Raw genomic sequence first — 16,499 nt, forward strand, 5'->3', positions numbered from 1 at the left:
GCATATAGACAAAGAGGGGCTCTTAGAAGAACCCCTCAATGCGTGCTTAGTTTAAGGCTGCCAGCGGGCATCCGGACCCGTGGTACGGTCGGCAAAACGCTTCTGCGCGGCCGCGTAATCCTCCTCAGGGAGCTGGTAGAAGTACACCCGCGGCATGACTGCTTCAGCGTGCTCGAGATACGTGGTGACAAAACCATTGATGTCCTCGCGCTCCGCAGCCTTCTTACTCACATAGATGAACAGCGGGCGGTCCAGCGGGTAGCTGCCCTTCTTCGTCTCATCCGCAGTGGGAGCCACGCCGTCCACGTTCACGTTGTCAATGAGCCTCAGGCTGTCCTCTTCTGTGGCAAGGTAGTTGCCAATACCCATGAATGACAGCGCATTCTTATCCTCCGCGACCCACGTGGACAGCTCCTGAATATCGTCCGTGGCACGGTAATCCTCGCGTATCTCATCGCCCTTCAACACCAGATCTTCGAAGACACTGAGCGTGCCCGAACCATCCGGACGACCATAGAGTTTGATCTCCTCATCAGGCCACGCCGGGTCAATGTCAGACCACTTTTTCACCGCGGAATCCTTAGCCCAAATGTCATGCAGCTGCTCGACGGACAGGTCCGTAGCAAAATCATTGTCGCGGTGCTTCACAATCGTGATGGCGTCGAGGCCAATGGGCAGCTCAAGGTACTCAACCTTGTTGTCAGCGCACTGTTGCTGAAATTCGCCCGGAATAGCTATCGACGAATCGTTGATATCAGCCTCACCACTACAAAACTTCCCGAATCCATCCGTGGAGCCGACTGCCTCAAGGTTGACGTCGAAGTTGTAGCGCTTAGCGATGTAGGAGGTGATCGGCTCCACCGTTGCGGAACCAGTCACCTGGATCGCGTTCTCGCTCGGGGTGGTGTCCGAGGAGCAGCCAGCGGCAAAAACGGCGACCGCTGCCAGGGTGGCAGTGACGAGTGGTAAGCGATTCCTACTCATGGTGCTTGTCTCCCTGCATCTCAGCGCGGAACTCCCGTAGCAGGCGGAAGAGGTTCTTCCAAGAGCCATGCGAGTTGCTCCAGTACTTGGCAAAGTTTTCGTCCAATTCGGCCTGTTGCTCAGGCGTGACATGTGGATTGATCTTCTTGTGCCGGTGATGATCATCCTCAGCGCGGCCGGATTCTACGGCGGAGTCAGACTCCTGATCAGCAGTCAGGCTCTCCTTATTGCGGCCACGTGCACGCAGTTCCACGCGCAACTCATTCGCGGTCTCCTCTAGCTCGTCGAGAAGCGCAACCAAGGCTTCATCCGGCGCCTCATTTTTGATGAGGTCCTGGGCCATCGGGGACAAATCTGGGGTCTCGTTCGGGTTCGTCATTGAAGGCTCCTTTAATCGGGGAGTTACATCAAGGTGTTGGAAATGAACACGGCCAGCAGCGGGAGAACAAAGAACACGCCACCGATGTAGATGAAGATGTACAGCTTGTTTTTCTCGGCCAGGCCCGCCAGCCAATCCGAGCACCTCGGCGGGACGTCTCGCAGGAATGGCAGGCCGAGGATGAGGATGGCGGAGAAGAGGTTGAACATTGTGTGCACCAGCGCACCGGCCATCGCGGCTTCGGCCTCCGCACCAGATGCGGAAAACGCTGCGATGAGGCCGGTGACGGTCGTGCCAATGTTCGCGCCAACCACGAACGGGAACAGGGTGCGCACGGAGAACTTGCCGGACGCTGCCAACGGAACCGTCAGGGCCGTGGTGGTCGAGGAGGACTGGACCAAGGCGGTGATCAGGGCGCCGGAGAGAACACCGAAGAAGGAGTTCTTGCCCAGGGCGGCGTACAGGATCTCCTGCGCCTTACCCACGAGCAACGCGTTCAGCAGCTTGCCAATGAAGCTGATGGACAGCAACACCAAGGTGACACCGATGATGGCGAGGAGGATGCCACCCCAGACGCTGCCAAGCGGAGAGACCAACCCACCTGCGACCCCGACGAGGGGTTCGGTGATGAGATCAATGAAATCACCCAGAGACTCAAAGACCCCCGCGATAACACCATCGCCCGAGCCGGACAGAGATGGCGCAATAGCTGACGCGGTCTTACCCAGGAATCCCGTGAACATCTCCAGAGTGAAGAAGAACGTAATACCGATGAGGTTAAAGAAGTCATGCACGGTTGCCATGGAGAAACCGTTACGGAACTGCTGCTTATTGCCTGCGAGACCCAGCGCCACCAGCGTCGAGGTGACGGAGGTACCCATGTTGGCACCGAACAGCATCGGAATGGCAATCTCCAGCGGCAAGCCACCGGCGATCATGCCCACCACGATCGACGTGGTTGTCGAGGAGGACTGGATAATCGCCGTGGTCACAATACCGATAGCCAGACCCACGAACGGGTTTTCCGCAAACGAAAACAGCTCCTTGGCCTGATCGCCGGCGGCCAGCTTGAAGCCGTCGCCGATCATGCCCACACCGTTAAGCAACAGCCAAACGCCGACGAACACGGCGATCCAGTTGATCACCTGCTTAGCAGTGCCAGTGAAAGGCAGGAACCCCAACGGGTCCTTCATCTGGCCATCATCCCCGTGGTCAGTGGCAGGGCGCGTTACTGTCGCGGCCCGGCCTTCAACCTCGGCTGATTCAGAATCCACCCGGCTGCGGTCGATGACACCCACGTCTTCTCCTTCTTGAGGATCTTGCTCATCGGCGAGCCCGTGGGAAACCCCCTCGTTGCTCATGAGTTCTCTCTTCTACGGATTGATAAGCCCTGGCAAGGTTAACCACAACTTCTTACCGGTAAGTAAACGAAGGTTGAACTCGATGAGAACCTTTAGGTCAACCAGGGGATATTCCCCGGTTTCCCGGACTCTAGAGCACTGACGGGACCGATGTAGCAGCCGCCACTATCGCGGACCACTGAGCGATGCTCACGGTTCTCGTGGCGTGGGTGTTAGATGCGTGGGTGTTAGATGCTTGCCTTTGAGTGCTGTCTTGCTTGAATGCTGGGCGGTGCCAGCCCGTCCAGGTGGTGAAGGGCAGGCTGCGGGCCTCGAGGAATGCAACAATCGCTCCGGGTTGGTCAGCAGGAGAGGGGTCGCTCACCACCGGGGTGCGGCTGACTGTGACGCTGCCGGTTGTACTTAGATGCTCGTACACGGTCACGGTTTCTGGGCTGGTGCCCACGACCGTCAACGCTTTGTCCTCAGCAGCCACGATCACGGTGTCGTAGTAGTTGGTGAGTTCGCCGACAGTGATATCCGAGCCCACCCTCACGTTTCCAAAGAGCCGGAGACGCGGGACCAGGGAGGTGCCGGGCGTGCTGCTTGCCGGTCGGTGTTGGTTGGCAAAGCGCAAGAGCCCGATTGGTGCCGGTGCTGGATCAAAAAGATCGACAAAGAACGTGTGGTCTGCCATGCAGATCAAAGCGTCCGATGCATGAATGCCGGCTGGGCCGGCGCCGACAATGGCCACGCGGTGTGCGCGGAACTCGTGCGTCATGATGACTCCTTTGATCAATTGGTACAGACTGCTTAGTCTGTAAATGTACGCGTCTCAAGTGCTGTGTCAAGAGGTTTAGGGGAATTATATTCAGAATAAATGATGCGCGACGTGCACTGTTGGTCTTCTTGGGCTGGGTGAGTATAGGCATGTCGTGCGCGACAGCTGTGGCCCCTTATATGTAGACCGGGCGGTCTGGATTGGGGAATATTGAGTTTGCGGGCCTCCATTGTCGGTCACCACCCTTGACGGTTTGTGGAGGGTGGGGTAGCTGGGGCTGGGTGAAGGATTTAACACCCAAGCGCGAGATAGTTGGTGCATCCCCACTATCTACCAGGGGTTTTAGTGGGTCATGTCCACAGGCCCTTGCAAATCCTTCACCTGGCACGGGTAATAGCAACCAAAACCGCAGAGCCGAACATGGCGGGCTACACTTGGCCCAAGTTCATCCGCTAGATCCGCTCGTTGAAAGACAGTTGAAAGACATCCGCCATGCTCGTTAGTGAAGCACTGTTTCTCCTGCTCTCGAACAAATCCGCACACCCGGAGCTGGGAGTAAGTCACCAGCGCGTTGCCTTGAACGGCGCATTGTTGTGTGACCTCGTGGCCACGGGTTTGGTGGAAGTTCATGGAGGGAAGAGCCCTACGTTGACTGCCGTTCCAGGTGCAGCTGGGCGCGCACAGTCTCATCCTGCACTGGCTCACGGCGTTGAAAGGGTGGAGCGAAAAGGGCAGCCGACTTTGTATTCGGCGCTGAATTCACGGAAGTTCGCAGCTAAGGAAGCGATCGCCGAGCGTCTGATTGAGGAGGGCGTGCTCGATGAGGAGCGCGCTGGCTTCCTGGGGCTCACCTGGTCCAGGTTCCCAGAAAAGGACGAAACCATTGAGGCTGCTATGCGCCAGCGCTACCGCGACATTTTCCGTGGTAAGGCCGAGCCCCGCCCGGAGGAAGCAATGCTGATTGTGCTGTTGCGCAACACTGGTGAGCTGCGCCGTCAGTTCCTCGAGGAGATTGAGGGCATCCCGTTTGATGCACTGCGGGTGCGCGTGCACGAGATTGACAAGAACGTCCTGGACGCAGCCACTTATGAGAACGCCGAGGGGATTAATCTCATCCTCGACGGCGTGGCCAAGGTCGCCGCGATCGAGGAAGAGGCCGCCTCCAGCTAACCCCCTTAAGCCTGAAGGCTTAAGGGGGTTAGGGGCCAGTATTAAGGCTCATGGCTTAAGGGGGTTAGGGGCCTTGGTGCCGTTTACGGCACGCGGTAGGTCCACTCGTCAGTGCTGAACTTTTCAGCCACGAGTTTCTCAGCGGCCGCCAGATCCTCATCGGACAAAGACCCCAGATGGGACGGGTAGCGGGCCATGAAGGTACTGATCAGGGTGTCAATAACCTCTGAACGAGATACGCCTGTCTGCCGGCGCAGCGGGTCCACGCGCTTGGCCGCGGACTGCACGCCCTTAGAGGACAGTTTGACCTTGCCCACGCGCAGGACTTCAAGCATCTTGTCGGCGTTGATGTCGTAGCTCATGGTCGTGTGGTGCAGCACTGCACCGGGGATGCGCTTTTGGGCGGCACCACCGATTTTGCCGCCGTCGGAGGTGATGTCGTTAATAGGCACATACCAGGCGTTCACACCCAGTGACTGCAGGCCGGCGAGAACCCACGTGTCCAGGTACTGGTAGCTGTCCACGTAGCTGAGTCCCGACACCACATCATCGGGCAGGTACATGGAGTAGGTGACGCAGTTGCCACCCTCCATAAACATGGCGCCACCACCGGAAATGCGGCGCACCGGCACGATGTCATGCTTTTCAATCCCCTCCGGGTCCAGCTCATTTTGGAAGGACTGGTAAGAGCCGAAGACCACGGCCTTGTCATCCCATTCCCAGAAGCGCAGGATCGGCCCTTTGCGCCCGGCTGCGACTTCCTCCAGGAGGTACTGGTCTAGCGCTACATTGATCGGGGTGGGCAGCACCGGGCAGTGGATCACGGTCCACTCGTAATCTGTCATGTCCTTCGCGTCGAGCAGTGCGCGCCGCGCGACCACGGCTACGTCGCGGGTGGAAAAGCCGTGCAAGGAAACGTTTTGGCTTCCGCCAAGGCGGGCCAAGGCGTCGTCGATAAGCGTCTGCAGCTCATCTGTACTTGCGCCAACGGGTGCGCCGATGAGCGCGCCATTGATTGCGTCGAAGGCTTCCTCCGGTTCGAGGAAGAAGTCGCCGGAGATGCGGGCGTCGGTGATGTGCGCGCCGTCGTCGTCGATGTCCGCGACGACGAGCTTGCCGCCGGCGACCTTCACTTCAAAGTGGTGCTTCACTTGGCAAATTCCTCCACGATTGCCTCGTTGAATGCCGGCAGGTCATCCGGAGTGCGCGAGGAAATGATTCGCTTATCTGCGACTACTTCTTCATCAACCCATTCAGCCCCTGCATTCTTAAGGTCGGTCTTCAACGAGGGGTAGGAGGTCATGCGCACGCCGCGCAGCGCGTCCGCGTCGGTGAGGATCCAGCCGCCGTGGCAGATAACACCGACGGGCTTGCCTTGCTGAGTCAGTTCGCGGACAAACGTGACAGCGGCCTCGTCCATGCGGATGCTGTCAGCGTTGCCGGTGCCGCCGGGAAGAATTAGCGCATCGAAGTCCGAGGCGTTTGCCTCCGTCGTGGTCAGGTCTACTGAGACGCTGGCGCCCTTCTTACCTTCGATCGTGCCTGCCTTGGGGGCGATGACCAGTACCGTTGCGCCCGCGGCCTCGACCGCATCGCGTGGGCTTGTCAGCTCCGAGTCCTCAAAGGCATCGGTGGCCAGGATCGCGATTTTCTTGCTTTCCAATGTGTTGTCACTCATGCGTCCCCAGGGTAGAGAAAAACGCCAGCCCGTGGGCTGACGTTGTCATGGGGGTTAGATGAAGGGGGGACTAGGCGTCTTGTTCTTCGTGTTCCTTCTTGCGGCGCTTGGGCAGCATGCGATCCCGCACCGCTTCGTACGCTTCGCGCCCATCCAAACCTTGGCTCTTCTGGGTAGCAATCTGGATGTCATCTGCCGTGATTTCGCCGGTACGCAGGGACACCATTTCGGCCCAGTAACGGAACCACACGGCGAAGACAGCCGCGATTGGCACAGCCAAAAACGCGCCCACGATGCCGAAGATCGTGCCACCCACCGCCACGGACAGAAGCACGATCGCGGCGTGCATGTTCATGGAGCGGGACTGCAGGATCGGGGACAAGACATTGCCTTCGAGCTGCTGCACCAGGATGACCAGGCCGAGAACCAACAGCGCGTTGGTCAGGCCGTTGGACACCAGCGCCACCACCACGGCCAGGGCGCCCGCGGTGAATGCACCGATGATCGGGATGAAACCGCCGAAGAACGTGAACACTGCCAGGACCGGTGCGAGTGGAACACCAAGGATGACAAGGCCGACGCCGATAAAGACGGCGTCGACAAGCGAAACAATTGCCTGCGTCCGAATGAATCCCGCGAGCGTATTCCAGGAACGCATCAGCACCTCAGACAGGTGCCAACCTGCCCTCTGGCCAGCGTACTTACGCAGCCACGGCAAGAAACTGTCGCCGTCTTTGAGGAAGAAGAAAGTGAGAACCAGCATCAGCACAAGCGTCGTGCCTACTGACGTCACAGCCCCTACACCAGTCACCACACCCGAAGCGATATTGGACGCCTGGCCGCGGGCGAAGTCCCCAACTTTCTCAACCGCTTCCTGAATTTGCGCCGTATTCACATCGAAGGGTGCTGACGTCTCAATCCACCCCAGGATCCGCTGCACGCCCTCTTCCGACTGGCGGTACAAGTCCACCGACTGCGTCTTAATCATCGGCGCCATCGCCGCGAACAACCCACCAATCGCCCCGAAGAACGTGATGAGCACCAAGAACACCGCCAACGCTGCCGGCACCTTATGGTTGCGCAGCCACCGCACCGGCGGCCACAGCACCGTGCAGAAGATCAAAGCCAGCAGCAGCGGCAGCACGCCCACCCACACGTAGCCGATGATTTTGAAAAGGAAGAATGTCGCAATTACTACAACGATGAAACGCAGTGCCCATGCTGCAGCCGCCTTGCCGTCCCCGGCGATCACCTTTGCGCGATCGATGGCCTCGCCCCGGTTTACCGGTTCGCTTTCGCGCCCTTCTTTATGAGTCTGCTCATCTTGCTCATCTTGCTTATCTTGCTCATCTTGCTTATCGACGGCGTCGATCGACGTCTCAGCAAAATCCTTCGCATCCTTGTCAGTCACAAGGGTGCATTCTGCCAGACACCAGTGAAAAGCAATACTGCTGTGCAGCAGATATGGGGTTTCGGTGCGGGGTTTTGCTTCTTGCTTTTGGGCACCGGTGAGTCGCACTGGTTAGTCGCGTTTGATTTTAGAGTCACTTCAGCCACATCTGACCTGGCCTTTTCTGGAACGCGTTTCAAACGCGACTAACCCCGTAGGCGGGATTTTGATAGGAACTGAAAGAAACGTGGAAATGTCCTGACAAATAAATGGCCGTTGCGTAGCATTCCTTTGAAGCCGAAGTTTTCTCCCGAAAGGACCCCTGCTATGAAGGTTTCTCGTTTTTCCCGCGCTGCTGCCACGGCGGCGCTCACTGTTGCTGTTGTCACTGGCGTGACCGTCGCTCCTGCAAATGCGTGGGAGAACACCTACCAGACCTATGAAGAGGTTGGGAACAACGAAGGCTTGTGCACCCTGGAGTTCACCAATGACGAGGTAAAGCGCATCAATGGCGCTTACGCGCTGATGTTCGAAACGATGGCGGACCTCTCCGCCAAGAAGCTCCAGAATAGGGAGAGTGCGGACATTTGGTACCCGTGGGCGAAGGAAAATCCGAACAGGGACCCTTTGGCGTGGCACCTTGGTACCAAGTACAACGGCAAGGATGTCGGAACTGCGCAGCGGAAGCTTGCGACAATCCATCCCAGCAAGAACTCTGGCCCGTACTTCATGGCTGGTAAATTCCTGCAGCAGTCCCGCGAGCCGATTCTGACCAACCACACGCTGAAGATCACACCATCTCAGGCCAAGGATATGAAGGGGGCTGGCGCTGTTAAGACGGGTGGCCTCATTGCGCCTGGCCTGTGGGGAATTATTACAGGCAGCCTCAAGGTTGATGATGCTGCCGGTATGGCCGCCGAGGCTCTGAATAAGCTGGGGCCACGCATCCAGCCGACGATCAAAACCTATGAAGGGGCATTGACTGCGTGTGAGGAGCGCCGCACCACCAAGGGCAAGATTAATAAGGGTTCCAGCCTGGACACGGACCAGTTCCTCGGTGTCGTCGCCGGTGGGATCCTCGGCGGTATTGCACTGCTTGGGCTCATTGCTGTTGCTGTTGGACCGCTGGTCAATGACTTCTTTACTAACTTCTGGAAGAACGCTGGTGTCCTGCGATAGTGCTTGTCCGCGTTTGGGTTGAGGTTCATGCGTTTTAACCCTTGAACGCATATTTATGTAAACAACTTCAGGTAGTGTTGTCGGAAACTAAATATGGCTCAGATTGTGCCGAATGGATGAGTCCGCCGAGCTTGAGCTGTGTGTTGGGTTTTGCTGTTTATGAAAGGTCTCTCTATCTTGAAACTTCGTCGTGCGGTTATTGCCGCTGTCACTGCCACTACTGTGGTTAGTTCCACGCTGAACGTTCCTGCATACGCGTACACCGTCAGTTATGACGAGGGTGCACAAAAGTGCACGATTTCCTTCACGGAGCAGGATCAAACTCGCATCAATGATGCCTATAAGAATGTCTATGGGAAGCTCGCGGATCAGTTGGTGAAGACCCTGGGCGAGAAGGAATCCACGAAAGCGTACTCGCAGGAGCAGCGTAAGCAGGACCTGGATGTGTATGTGGCGTGGGCGAAAACTGTGGATGACCCAAACCCGTACTCCAACGACCCTGAGGTGAAATCGGCGCAACAACGGCTGTGGCGACACGAGCGCCAGAATTACAATGTCTTCGTCGCGCTGAGCAAAGCCTCGAAGAAGGATTTGATCACCGATCCTCATATGGAACTGACCCGCGAAGAAGCCAAGAAGCTCGGGGAGACTCTGGGGTTGGATCTGACCACAGTGCTGGGTGGTGGGTTCGGCGGGATCTTGGGTAGCGTGCTCGGCGGGGTGAGTGACATCAGCCATTCGGTGAAGGTCATGATGCGCGAGGATGCACTGCAGTTCGCCGCCCCGATTGGTGCTTATAACAAGGCGTTGACCTCCTGTGCGGAGGGTGTGAGCGATTCAAGCTCCGTGCCCGCTGGTTCTTCCCTGTCTTTCTCCGGTTTGGTTGGCGTGCTCATTGCCGGAATTGTGGGCCTCGTGCTCGTTGCGGCAGGTATTGGTTTTGTAGTGCGTCCGGCGGTCGACGGCTTCTTCAGTCCGCGGTAAGAGCTCTTGACTATGTCCGCGAATGTCCTTTTGGCCTCGTGCAATCAAGAAAGTTGAGCGAAGTGGGAACAACTTTGAATGGAGCGCCGTTGTAAGGATTGAGTCAGTCAGGCTCAACCTTGCGACACTGTGTTCCTTCTCGGTGGTACAGTAGCCCGCAGAAGTTGAGTCGAAGCGACTTAACTTGAAAAACGAAAAACCACAAACACTTAGGAGGACATGAATTATGGGACGCGCAGTAGGTATTGACCTTGGTACGACGAACTCCGTCGTTTCCGTTCTGGAGGGTGGCGAGCCCGTCGTGATCGCTAACGCGGAGGGGTCACGCACGACTCCATCCGTCGTCGCCTTTGCTAAGAACGGCGAAATTCTTGTTGGTCAGTCTGCAAAGAACCAGGCGGTGACCAACGTTGACCGCACGATCCGGTCTGTGAAGCGCCACATGGGCGATAACAGCTGGAACGTCGACATTGATGGCAAGAAGTACACCCCGCAGGAGATTTCCGCCCGCACGTTGATGAAGCTGAAGCGCGACGCGGAGGCCTACCTGGGCACCGACGTCACCGATGCGGTGATCACAGTGCCGGCTTACTTCGAGGACGCACAGCGTCAGGCAACGAAGGAGGCTGGCCAGATCGCAGGCCTGAACGTTCTGCGTATTGTGAACGAGCCGACGGCGGCTGCTCTGGCTTATGGCCTGGACAAGGGCGAGAAGGAACAGACCATTCTGGTCTTCGACCTCGGTGGCGGTACCTTTGACGTCTCCTTGCTGGAGATCGGCGATGGCGTTGTTGAGGTTCTCGCTACCGCTGGTGATAACGAGCTGGGTGGTGATGACTGGGATCAGCGTGTGGTTGATTGGCTCGTCGATAAGTTTAAGAGCCAGCACAGCATTGACCTGACCAAGGATAAGATGGCTCTGCAGCGTCTGCGTGAGGCTGCTGAGAAGGCAAAGATTGAGCTGTCCTCTGCACAGCAGGCTTCTATCAACCTGCCGTACATCACGGTTGATGCGGATAAGAACCCGCTCTTCCTCGATGAGAGCCTGTCTCGCACCGAGTTCCAGAAGATCACTTCTGACCTGCTGGATCGCACGAAGCAACCGTTCAACCAGGTGATCAAGGACGCTGGCTTGTCCGTCGGCGACATTGATCAGGTTGTGCTGGTTGGTGGTTCCACCCGTATGCCGGCTGTGACTGACTTGGTCAAGGAGCTCACTGGTAAGGACCCGAACAAGTCCGTCAACCCGGATGAGGTCGTGGCTCTCGGTGCTGCACTTCAGGCTGGCGTGCTCACCGGTGATGTGAAGGACGTGTTGCTTCTCGACGTCACGCCGCTCTCCCTCGGCATCGAGACCAAGGGTGGTGTGATGACCAAGCTGATCGAGCGCAACACCACGATCCCGACGAAGCGTTCGGAGACCTTCACCACGGCTGAGGACAACCAGCCAAGCGTGCAGATCCAGGTTTTCCAGGGTGAGCGTGAGATGGCTACGGCGAACAAGCTGCTCGGCTCCTTCGAGCTCGGCGGTATCGCCCCGGCACCGCGCGGTGTCCCGCAGATTGAGGTCACTTTCGACATTGACGCCAACGGCATTGTCAACGTGACCGCAAAGGACAAGGGCACTGGTAAGGAAAACACGATCAAGATCCAGGAAGGCTCCGGCCTGTCCCAGGAGGAGATCGACCGGATGATTAAGGACGCGGAACAGCACGCTGACGAGGACAAGGCTCGCCGCGAGGAGCAGGAGACCCGCAACAACGCGGAATCCATGGCATACCAGACCCGCAAGTTCCTGGACGAGAATTCCGATAAGGTCACCGAGGACATTAAGTCCAAGGTCACCGCTGCAGCCGATGAGGTCGACGAGGCGCTCAAGGGCACTGACATCGATGCCATCAAGACTGCAGTGGAGAAGCTGTCCACCGAGTCCCAGGAGATGGGTAAGGCCATCTACGAGGCTGAGGCCAACGCTGGCGCTGCCCAGGCTGACGCCCCGGCGGATGACAATGTCGTTGATGCCGAGGTCGTTGAGGACGACGCTGACGCCGACAACTCCGAGGACAAGTAAGGAGCTGCCACTATGACCAACCCGAACCAGCCCACGCCTGAGAACCCAGAAGCGCAGGAGACCCCGGAGAACCCGGAAGCAGCCGAGGCTACTGAGGCATTCGAGGCCGAAGAGCAATCCGACACCGAAGGGCTCGACCCCCAGGTCGACTCTGACGTGGACGGCGATGGGGAGGTTTCCGACCTGGAGCGTCAGCTTGCTGAGCGCACGGAGGACCTCCAGCGTGTCAGCGCCGAGTACGCCAACTACCGTCGTCGCACGGACCGTGAGCGCGCTCAGACCGCTGATCTGGCGAAGGTCAAGATCGTCTCACAGCTGCTCCCGCTTCTCGACGACTTGGAGCTCGCCCGCCAACACGGCGACCTGCAAGAAGGTCCTCTGAAGGCATTCGCGGACAACCTGGCCAGTGTCCTGACCGGCCACGGGGTTGCCCCGTTTGGCGAAGAGGGAGATGCCTTCGACCCGGAGATCCATGAGGCAGTGCAGGATCTGTCCTCCGGTGATAACAAGGTCATCGGAACGGTGCTGCGCCGCGGCTACAAGCTTGGTGACAAGCTAGTCCGCAACGCGATGGTGATCATCGCCGATCCTGCTGGAGCTGAAGCTCCAGCAGAGGAAGCAGGATCAGCTGGATCGTCAGATTCGGAGGAATAGATCGCCCAGGCTGAGCGTGGGGGCGGGACGGGGAACCCCGCCCGCCCCCTTTTTCTCGGAGTGTTAGATAAATCGAAAATTTCCGCACGTGACCCACTTGAACTACATGAAAGGAGGAGGTGCACATGGCTATGCAACAGGAATGGTCCAACAAGGACTATTACGGTGATTTGGGGTTGACTAAGTCAGCCACCAGCGCCGAAATTAAGAAGGCTTACCGCAAGCTGGCCAGGGAGAACCACCCGGACTCAAACCCCGGCAACAAGGCGGCGGAAGAAAAGTTTAAGCGCGTAGCCGAGGCGTATGACGTGCTCGGTGATGAGGCTAAGCGCAAGGAATACGACGAATTTAAGTCGATGATGGACTCCGGAGGCTTCATGCGCTTCGGGGGGAGGGGAGGCTCGGGTTTCCCGGGCGGGTTTCGCACGACGGGCTCCCAAAACTCCTCGGACTTCAGCGGAGGATTCGAAGACTTCGGGTTTGGACAAGGCGGAGGATTTTCTGCGGAAGGCGGTCTTGGTGACATCTTCGGTGGCCTCTTTAACCGCGGCGGCAATGGTGGCAGGAATGCTCGGCCGACGCGGGGGGCGGACGTCGAAACGCAAATAACGCTTGACTTCCGTGAGGCAGTGAAGGGCACGACGATTCCGGTGGAACTCACTGGTGAGGCGCCGTGTACTGATTGCCATGGTTCCGGCTCGAAGGACGGCAAGACCACGACCTGCCCGGATTGTTCCGGCAGTGGCTTTGTCAGCGAGCAAAGGGGCGCTTTCGGGATGTCGCGGCCGTGCACCCGATGCGGTGGCACCGGGCAGATCGTGGAGCACCCATGTAGCACGTGCCACGGCGGTGGGACGGTGCGGAAGACTCGTTCGATCACGGTGCGCATCCCAGCTGGCGTGATTGATGGGCAGAAGGTCCGTCTGGCTGGCCAGGGTGAAGCGGGCCCGAATGGGACTCCGGCAGGTGATCTGTTTGTGAACGTGACGGTCCGCCCGGACAAGGTGTTCACGCGCGACGGGGATGACCTGGAAGTAACGGTCCCGGTAAGTTTCAGCGAGTTGGCTTTGGGTGGCACAGTGACGGTGCCTACCTTGGATAACCCGGTGAAGGTGAAGGTTCCTGGGGGTACTCCGAATGGTCGGACGCTGCGCGTGAAAGGTCGTGGTGTTCCGCGCCGATCGGGCACGAATGGTGACCTGATGGTCACGGTGTCTATCACGGTGCCAAAGAATCTAGACACGGCGGCGACGAGTGCGCTGCGGACCTACGCCCAAGCAGAGAAGGACTCTGGCTTTAACCCACGTGCGGGTTGGGCTGGGGCGGTCTAGGAGGTGAGCACAATGGCTGGTTCGGAACAGTATTCGGGCGAGTACTTTGTCATCTCCGTTGCCGCTGAGCTCACAGGCATGCACGCTCAGACTCTGCGCACGTACGACAGGATGGGGTTGGTTAGCCCGGTTCGTACCTCCGGTGGTGGTCGCCGCTATTCGGAGCGCGACATCAAGCGCCTACGCCAAGTCCAACAGCTCTCCCAGGAGGAGGGAGTGAATCTCGCCGGAATCAAGACGATCATTGAGCTCAGCGAGCGGATTGATCAGCTTGAAGGCGAAAATGCCCAGCTCAAGGAGAATCTTGCACAAGCACAACTTGCTTCTCGACGGGGTGGGGAACTCGTCCACGTTCCCCGCTCCACTGCGCTGGTGGCCTGGTCCCGATCGTCCCGTCGTGAGCGCAGCTAGGTGAAGCCGATCCTTCTCGGTTTCGCCCTCGTGTGGTCGCTGTGTTTGCCTCCAGAGTTGTTTCTGGCAAGATTAACTGCAGGTGTGCCCTTGGGGGGCACAAAAGGAGAATAAGGACGCACCGTGTTGAGCTTTGCACAGAACCGGATCATCGTCGTAGCTGCTGCTATGGCGGTGGCAGTGGCGTTGACAGTCCCTGCATTTATGGCCCTGGGGCCGGCGAGTGGATCACAGGTGTTTGGGCCTGCTGTGGCGCATGCGCAGGAAAATGAGCCCCGCGCTGTGTACATCGGGGACCGGGTGGTGCTCAAGCCGATTGACTATACGCCGACGAAGCAGGAGTGGGTTGTCGGCGGGAATGTTGTGAAAACCTGCGAGTTCCCCGACGGTTTTGATGCTTCCTCGTGTGCGCTGCGCGTTGATTTCCCGGCTGGCACCAGAATTGATTTGGTGAGCTATTCGCCCACGCATGAGAGCACTATCCCGCTTGTGGTGAAAGATCCTGCGTCCGGGTTTGGTTTTGCGGGCACGCAGGACACAACGCTGAGCCTCGAGGTGGGGGAAACCGTTACCTTGCGGGCAGACGAGGAGTTGCCACCAGCGGCCAACACGATTGTGTGGCGCAGGGCTGACCAGGTAGTGAAGAAGTGTCAGGTGATCTCCTCTGCTGATGTTGCTGCCTGCACCTACCTTCTGGGAGCGGATGATGAAGGCGCAACGGTGAGCGTGGACCTCCTGTACCGCAACCGTGTTGTGTCCACTCTTTCGGTCAACGTGGGCAAGGTGAAACCGGTGCCGGGCGACGGTGCGCCGGAAGATGTTCCGTTGGCGGATACGCATGAGCCTGTCTACCCGCCGGCTTTTTCCCGTGTGGGCAAGGGCGGCAGCACCCATACACCCTCGTTTAATGTTGCGTATGAAGGCGAGATCTTTGAGCGCCAGCCCACCCCGGAAGACACGACCTTTGAGGTTGTTTCTGGGCCTGCTGCCGTAGATGCGGAGGGTAAGCTGACGGTGCTTTCTCCACCGGGCATGCGCGCGGGGGAGAAGTTTCCTGTGACTGTGAAGGTGACCTACTCGGATGGGTCAGTCGACACAGTGAAAGTAGAGTTTTTGCTGGTAAAAGCTCTTATGGCTGACATCAACTCCCCTGCGTATGAAATGAACCGAACCGCAGCCAAGGGAAAGTCGATCACCGTGCACCAGATCGGGGAACCCAGCATATCCGACGTGGAGTTCTCAGTGGTTGAGCCAGCAGATGGGTTCCAGGGTTGGCTGGTGAGCATCGATAAAACCACCGGCGAGCTGCGCCTCACCTCGCCGGAAGAAAAGGGTGGTCCACTCACGGTGACGGTGAACGCGGTGTATTCCGATGCGTCAACGGATGAACTTTCGGCCACCATTCACTTCAACGCTGATAGCAGTAATGCCAGCGAGTTCCCTCCGGCGCAACACGACACAATCATTGTTTCTCCGGGTTCCCCAGGAAGTTTCACCCCGCAAGACCTACCTAGCGGCACCACCTTCGATTCTGTCAGTGACGGTGGGTTAGAGGACCTCACCGTGGACCGTGAAACGGGGAAGACCGACTTCATCATGCCGCGCGGCGCCGTTCCGGATTCGTTGTACCTCCCCACCATGGATGTGCTCTACCTGGATGGCTCTGAAAACCGTGTGGCCACACCGGTTCACGTGGCCTCCCTCGCACAGAGTGCGCGGCCACACTGGGACAAGATCGAGGTTACCCCAGGCAGGAAAACCAAGGCTGAACAAACCGGCACGGTTCCTGATGGCACCACTTTCCAGCTTCAGGAGAGCTTCAGGGCAGAAGGATGGAGCGTGCGTATCGACGAAAAAACGGGCGCACTCACCGTCACCACCGCCCGCAGTGAAAAGCCGGCGAAACAAATTGAGATTCCCCTCGTGGTCACTTACCGCGATGGTGCCCAGCGGGTAGTGAAGGTCGAGGCGGAGAGGCAGGCTGGGAGCCTAGGGTCGTCGATAAGCTACAAGCTGGGGATCAGCACGATGGACTGGATCGGTCTGGCTGTGACTATCTTCCTGATGCTTCTGACGTCACTCGTGGTGTCTCAACGTACCCTGGAAATTGCTGAGCAAATCAAACGTCAACTGCAAGCGAGGTAAAA

15 protein-coding genes are annotated in these 16,499 nt (G+C 58.2%); 8 read left to right on the plus strand and 7 right to left on the minus strand.

Features of this window, described 5'->3' with window-relative positions; genetic code table 11:
• Nucleotides 1-51: 51 nt before the first annotated feature.
• From F4V54_RS02605 to F4V54_RS02615, 4 genes are all read right to left on the minus strand, one after another.
• On the minus strand, nt 52-984 hold the full coding sequence (locus tag F4V54_RS02605) for a substrate-binding domain-containing protein (RefSeq protein WP_052092568.1): 933 nt from the start codon (nt 982-984) through the stop codon (nt 52-54).
• Nucleotides 977-1,363 carry a hypothetical protein gene (locus F4V54_RS11410; protein WP_170253093.1) on the minus strand — a complete coding sequence of 129 codons (387 nt, stop codon included), beginning with the start codon at nt 1,361-1,363 and terminating at the stop codon, nt 977-979. Before F4V54_RS11410 ends, F4V54_RS02605 begins: the two co-directional genes overlap by 8 nt.
• A 23-nt stretch (nt 1,364-1,386) precedes the next feature.
• The gene (locus tag F4V54_RS02610) at nt 1,387-2,724 is read right to left on the minus strand and encodes a Na/Pi symporter (protein ID WP_102723438.1); all 1,338 of its coding nucleotides are present in this window, start codon (nt 2,722-2,724) and stop codon (nt 1,387-1,389) included.
• Between the two features lie 130 nt (nt 2,725-2,854).
• Entirely contained in the window at nt 2,855-3,484 is a 630-nt protein-coding gene (locus tag F4V54_RS02615; protein ID WP_150386143.1) for a hypothetical protein, read from the minus strand.
• Between the two features lie 492 nt (nt 3,485-3,976).
• On the opposite strand from F4V54_RS02615, the gene F4V54_RS02620 reads away from it, so the two are divergent.
• Nucleotides 3,977-4,654, plus strand: coding sequence for a GOLPH3/VPS74 family protein (locus F4V54_RS02620; protein WP_150386144.1), 678 nt, complete (start codon nt 3,977-3,979; stop codon nt 4,652-4,654).
• An 83-nt stretch (nt 4,655-4,737) separates the two neighbouring features.
• On the opposite strand, the gene F4V54_RS02625 is transcribed toward F4V54_RS02620, so the two are convergent.
• The 3 genes from F4V54_RS02625 to F4V54_RS02635 form a co-directional block, all read right to left on the minus strand.
• Nucleotides 4,738-5,805 carry a lipoate--protein ligase family protein gene (locus tag F4V54_RS02625; RefSeq protein ID WP_211359449.1) on the minus strand — a complete coding sequence of 356 codons (1,068 nt, stop codon included), beginning with the start codon at nt 5,803-5,805 and terminating at the stop codon, nt 4,738-4,740.
• Complete coding sequence (locus tag F4V54_RS02630; RefSeq protein WP_150386146.1) at nt 5,802-6,332, minus strand: type 1 glutamine amidotransferase domain-containing protein; 531 nt, start codon at nt 6,330-6,332, stop codon at nt 5,802-5,804. Before F4V54_RS02630 ends, F4V54_RS02625 begins: the two co-directional genes overlap by 4 nt.
• A 70-nt stretch (nt 6,333-6,402) precedes the next feature.
• Nucleotides 6,403-7,743 (minus strand): AI-2E family transporter, encoded by a 1,341-nt coding sequence (locus F4V54_RS02635; protein ID WP_211359450.1) that lies wholly within the window; start codon nt 7,741-7,743, stop codon nt 6,403-6,405.
• A 306-nt stretch (nt 7,744-8,049) separates the two neighbouring features.
• Between F4V54_RS02635 and F4V54_RS02640 the strand changes: the two genes are divergently transcribed.
• From F4V54_RS02640 to F4V54_RS02670, 7 genes are all read left to right on the plus strand, one after another.
• Entirely contained in the window at nt 8,050-8,901 is an 852-nt protein-coding gene (locus tag F4V54_RS02640) for a hypothetical protein (RefSeq protein WP_034662755.1), read from the plus strand.
• Between the two features lie 177 nt (nt 8,902-9,078).
• A complete protein-coding gene (locus F4V54_RS02645) occupies nt 9,079-9,885 on the plus strand; it encodes a hypothetical protein (protein WP_150386147.1) in 807 nt (268 codons plus the stop codon).
• A gap of 226 nt (nt 9,886-10,111) precedes the next feature.
• Nucleotides 10,112-11,956 carry a molecular chaperone DnaK gene (gene dnaK / locus F4V54_RS02650; protein WP_150386148.1) on the plus strand — a complete coding sequence of 615 codons (1,845 nt, stop codon included), beginning with the start codon at nt 10,112-10,114 and terminating at the stop codon, nt 11,954-11,956.
• 12 nt (nt 11,957-11,968) lie between these two features.
• The gene (gene grpE, locus F4V54_RS02655; protein WP_150386149.1) at nt 11,969-12,610 is read left to right on the plus strand and encodes a nucleotide exchange factor GrpE; all 642 of its coding nucleotides are present in this window, start codon (nt 11,969-11,971) and stop codon (nt 12,608-12,610) included.
• Nucleotides 12,611-12,735: 125 nt separating this feature from the next.
• On the plus strand, nt 12,736-13,941 hold the full coding sequence (dnaJ, locus tag F4V54_RS02660) for a molecular chaperone DnaJ (protein WP_150386150.1): 1,206 nt from the start codon (nt 12,736-12,738) through the stop codon (nt 13,939-13,941).
• A gap of 12 nt (nt 13,942-13,953) precedes the next feature.
• Nucleotides 13,954-14,352 carry a heat shock protein transcriptional repressor HspR gene (locus F4V54_RS02665; protein WP_034662767.1) on the plus strand — a complete coding sequence of 133 codons (399 nt, stop codon included), beginning with the start codon at nt 13,954-13,956 and terminating at the stop codon, nt 14,350-14,352.
• Between the two features lie 123 nt (nt 14,353-14,475).
• Entirely contained in the window at nt 14,476-16,497 is a 2,022-nt protein-coding gene (locus F4V54_RS02670; RefSeq protein ID WP_150386151.1) for a Rib/alpha-like domain-containing protein, read from the plus strand.
• Nucleotides 16,498-16,499: the final 2 nt, after the last annotated feature.

The organism is Corynebacterium tuscaniense (assembly GCF_008693065.1).
Lineage (GTDB): Bacteria > Actinomycetota > Actinomycetes > Mycobacteriales > Mycobacteriaceae > Corynebacterium > Corynebacterium tuscaniense.

What these genes read in the sequence shown, in the direction of transcription:
- F4V54_RS11410 (WP_170253093.1), bottom strand. Translation starts at nt 1,363, where the DNA reads ATGACGAACCCGAACGAGACCCCAGATTTGTCCCCGATGGCCCAGGAC.
- dnaK (WP_150386148.1), top strand. Translation starts at nt 10,112, where the DNA reads ATGGGACGCGCAGTAGGTATTGACCTTGGTACGACGAACTCCGTCGTT.
- grpE (WP_150386149.1), top strand. Translation starts at nt 11,969, where the DNA reads ATGACCAACCCGAACCAGCCCACGCCTGAGAACCCAGAAGCGCAGGAG.
- F4V54_RS02615 (WP_150386143.1), bottom strand. Translation starts at nt 3,484, where the DNA reads ATGACGCACGAGTTCCGCGCACACCGCGTGGCCATTGTCGGCGCCGGC.
- F4V54_RS02665 (WP_034662767.1), top strand. Translation starts at nt 13,954, where the DNA reads ATGGCTGGTTCGGAACAGTATTCGGGCGAGTACTTTGTCATCTCCGTT.
- F4V54_RS02630 (WP_150386146.1), bottom strand. Translation starts at nt 6,332, where the DNA reads ATGAGTGACAACACATTGGAAAGCAAGAAAATCGCGATCCTGGCCACC.
- F4V54_RS02620 (WP_150386144.1), top strand. Translation starts at nt 3,977, where the DNA reads ATGCTCGTTAGTGAAGCACTGTTTCTCCTGCTCTCGAACAAATCCGCA.
- F4V54_RS02640 (WP_034662755.1), top strand. Translation starts at nt 8,050, where the DNA reads ATGAAGGTTTCTCGTTTTTCCCGCGCTGCTGCCACGGCGGCGCTCACT.
- dnaJ (WP_150386150.1), top strand. Translation starts at nt 12,736, where the DNA reads ATGGCTATGCAACAGGAATGGTCCAACAAGGACTATTACGGTGATTTG.
- F4V54_RS02605 (WP_052092568.1), bottom strand. Translation starts at nt 984, where the DNA reads ATGAGTAGGAATCGCTTACCACTCGTCACTGCCACCCTGGCAGCGGTC.
- F4V54_RS02610 (WP_102723438.1), bottom strand. Translation starts at nt 2,724, where the DNA reads ATGAGCAACGAGGGGGTTTCCCACGGGCTCGCCGATGAGCAAGATCCT.